The sequence below is a fragment of the Mesorhizobium sp. M6A.T.Cr.TU.017.01.1.1 genome (genome assembly GCF_004023115.1).
Taxonomy (GTDB): domain Bacteria; phylum Pseudomonadota; class Alphaproteobacteria; order Rhizobiales; family Rhizobiaceae; genus Mesorhizobium; species Mesorhizobium mediterraneum.
Genome location: NZ_RZTA01000199.1, coordinates 1 through 2,500, shown reverse-complemented (window position 1 = coordinate 2,500; position 2,500 = coordinate 1). Strand labels below are relative to the sequence as shown.

1 tRNA gene and 2 rRNA genes (1 of these 3 cut by a window edge) are annotated in these 2,500 nt (G+C 54.5%); all 3 read left to right on the top strand.

What is annotated here, in order from left to right:
* A 23S ribosomal RNA gene (locus EOB36_RS32735) occupies positions 1 to 2,025 on the top strand (it extends 782 nt beyond the left edge of the window).
* Between the two features lie 96 nt (positions 2,026 to 2,121).
* Positions 2,122 to 2,236 (top strand): 5S ribosomal RNA (gene rrf, locus EOB36_RS32730).
* Between the two features lie 133 nt (positions 2,237 to 2,369).
* Positions 2,370 to 2,446: transfer RNA gene (locus EOB36_RS32725), tRNA-Met, on the top strand.
* The last annotated feature ends 54 nt before the right edge of the window (positions 2,447 to 2,500 follow it).

Here is a 2,500-nt window from a genome sequence, read left to right as displayed (position 1 = left end):
AACCCATAACTGTTGCAATAGTTCGGGATGACTTGTGGCTAGGGGTGAAAGGCCAATCAAACTCGGAAATAGCTGGTTCTCCGCGAAATCTATTTAGGTAGAGCGTCGACCGAATACCCCAGGGGGTAGAGCACTGGATGGGCTAGGGGTCCTCACCGGATTACCAAACCTAACCAAACTCCGAATACCTGGGAGTACTAGTCGGCAGACACACGGCGGGTGCTAACGTCCGTCGTGAAAAGGGAAACAACCCTGACCTACAGCTAAGGTCCCCAAGTTATGGCTAAGTGGGAAAGGATGTGAGGATCCCAAAACAACCAGGATGTTGGCTTAGAAGCAGCCATCATTTAAAGAAAGCGTAACAGCTCACTGGTCTAAATAAGGGTCTTTGCGCCGAAAATGTAACGGGGCTCAAGCCATACACCGAAGCTTAGGGTTCGTAGCAATACGAGCGGTAGCGGAGCGTTCTGTAAGCTGATGAAGCCATACCCGTGAGGGGTGGTGGAGGTATCAGAAGTGCGAATGCTGACATGAGTAACGTAAGGGGAGTGAGAGACTCCCCCGCCGAAAGTCCAAGGGTTCCTGCTTAAAGCTAATCTGAGCAGGGTTAGCCGGCCCCTAAGTCGAGGCAGAAATGCGTAGACGATGGGAACCACGTTAATATTCGTGGGCCTGGAGGAAGTGACGGATCATTGAGGTAGTCCAATCTTATCGGATTGAAAGGGCTGCTGCGTGGTTCCAGGAAATAGCTCCTCCTTATAGACCGTACCCGAAACCGACACTGGTGGACTGGTAGAGTATACCAAGGCGCTTGAGAGAACTATGCTGAAGGAACTCGGCAAATTGCACGCGTAACTTCGGAAGAAGCGTGACCCTTTTCCACGCAAGTGGAGGAGGGTGGCACAGACCAGGGGGTAGCGACTGTTTATCAAAAACACAGGGCTCTGCGAAGTCGCAAGACGACGTATAGGGTCTGACGCCTGCCCGGTGCTGGAAGGTTAAGAGGAGGGGTGCAAGCTCTGAATCGAAGCCCCAGTAAACGGCGGCCGTAACTATAACGGTCCTAAGGTAGCGAAATTCCTTGTCGGGTAAGTTCCGACCTGCACGAATGGCGTAACGACTTCCCCGCTGTCTCCAGCATAGACTCAGTGAAATTGAATTCCCCGTGAAGATGCGGGGTTCCTGCGGTTAGACGGAAAGACCCCGTGCACCTTTACTATAGCTTTACATTGGCATTCGTAGTGGCATGTGTAGGATAGGTGGTAGGCTTTGAAACCTGGGCGCCAGCTCAGGTGGAGCCACCCTTGAAATACCACCCTTATCACTATGGATGTCTAACCGCGGCCCGTTATCCGGGTCCGGGACAATGTATGGTGGGTAGTTTGACTGGGGCGGTCGCCTCCTAAAGAGTAACGGAGGCGCGCGATGGTGGGCTCAGAACGGTCGGAAATCGTTCGCTGAGTGCAATGGCATAAGCCTGCCTGACTGCGAGACTGACAAGTCGAGCAGAGACGAAAGTCGGTCATAGTGATCCGGTGGTCCCGCGTGGAAGGGCCATCGCTCAACGGATAAAAGGTACGCCGGGGATAACAGGCTGATGACCCCCAAGAGTCCATATCGACGGGGTTGTTTGGCACCTCGATGTCGACTCATCGCATCCTGGGGCTGGAGCAGGTCCCAAGGGTATGGCTGTTCGCCATTTAAAGCGGTACGTGAGTTGGGTTCAGAACGTCGTGAGACAGTTCGGTCCCTATCTGCCGTGGGTGTAGGAATATTGAAAGGATCTGTCCCTAGTACGAGAGGACCGGGATGGACGGATCTCTGGTGGACCTGTTGTGGCGCCAGCCGCATAGCAGGGTAGCTATATCCGGACGGGATAACCGCTGAAGGCATCTAAGCGGGAAACCCACCTTAAAACGAGTATTCCCTGAGAACCGTGGAAGACGACCACGTTGATAGGCCGGGTGTGGAAGAGCGGCAACGCTTGAAGCTTACCGGTACTAATAGTTCGATCGGCTTGATCGTTCTCATTCCTTATGCCCATCACCAGCGCAATCCTTTGGATTGCGCCGAGATGGATGGCACAGAAAACAGCTTCTCGAGCAACGTGCGCTTTGCCGACCTGGTGGTTATGGCGGAGCGGCTGCACCCGATCCCATTCCGAACTCGGCCGTGAAACGCTCCAGCGCTGATGGTACTTCGTCTCAAGACGCGGGAGAGTAGGTCGCTGCCAGGTCTGCAAAACGCACGTTGAAAAAATCTTCTCCTTACAAAACAGGCCCGCCATACGGGAGCCCGGGCCGCGCAAGCGGCCCTTTCAGTTGGCGGAAGCTTGTACCCAGTAAGCCAGCGCTTACTTCTAAGATTGACGCGGGGTGGAGCAGCCCGGTAGCTCGTCAGGCTCATAACCTGAAGGTCACAGGTTCAAATCCTGTCCCCGCAACCAAATCAAAAACGGCCCGCTTCACGCGGGCCGTTTTGCGTTTGCGGCCCGGCACGG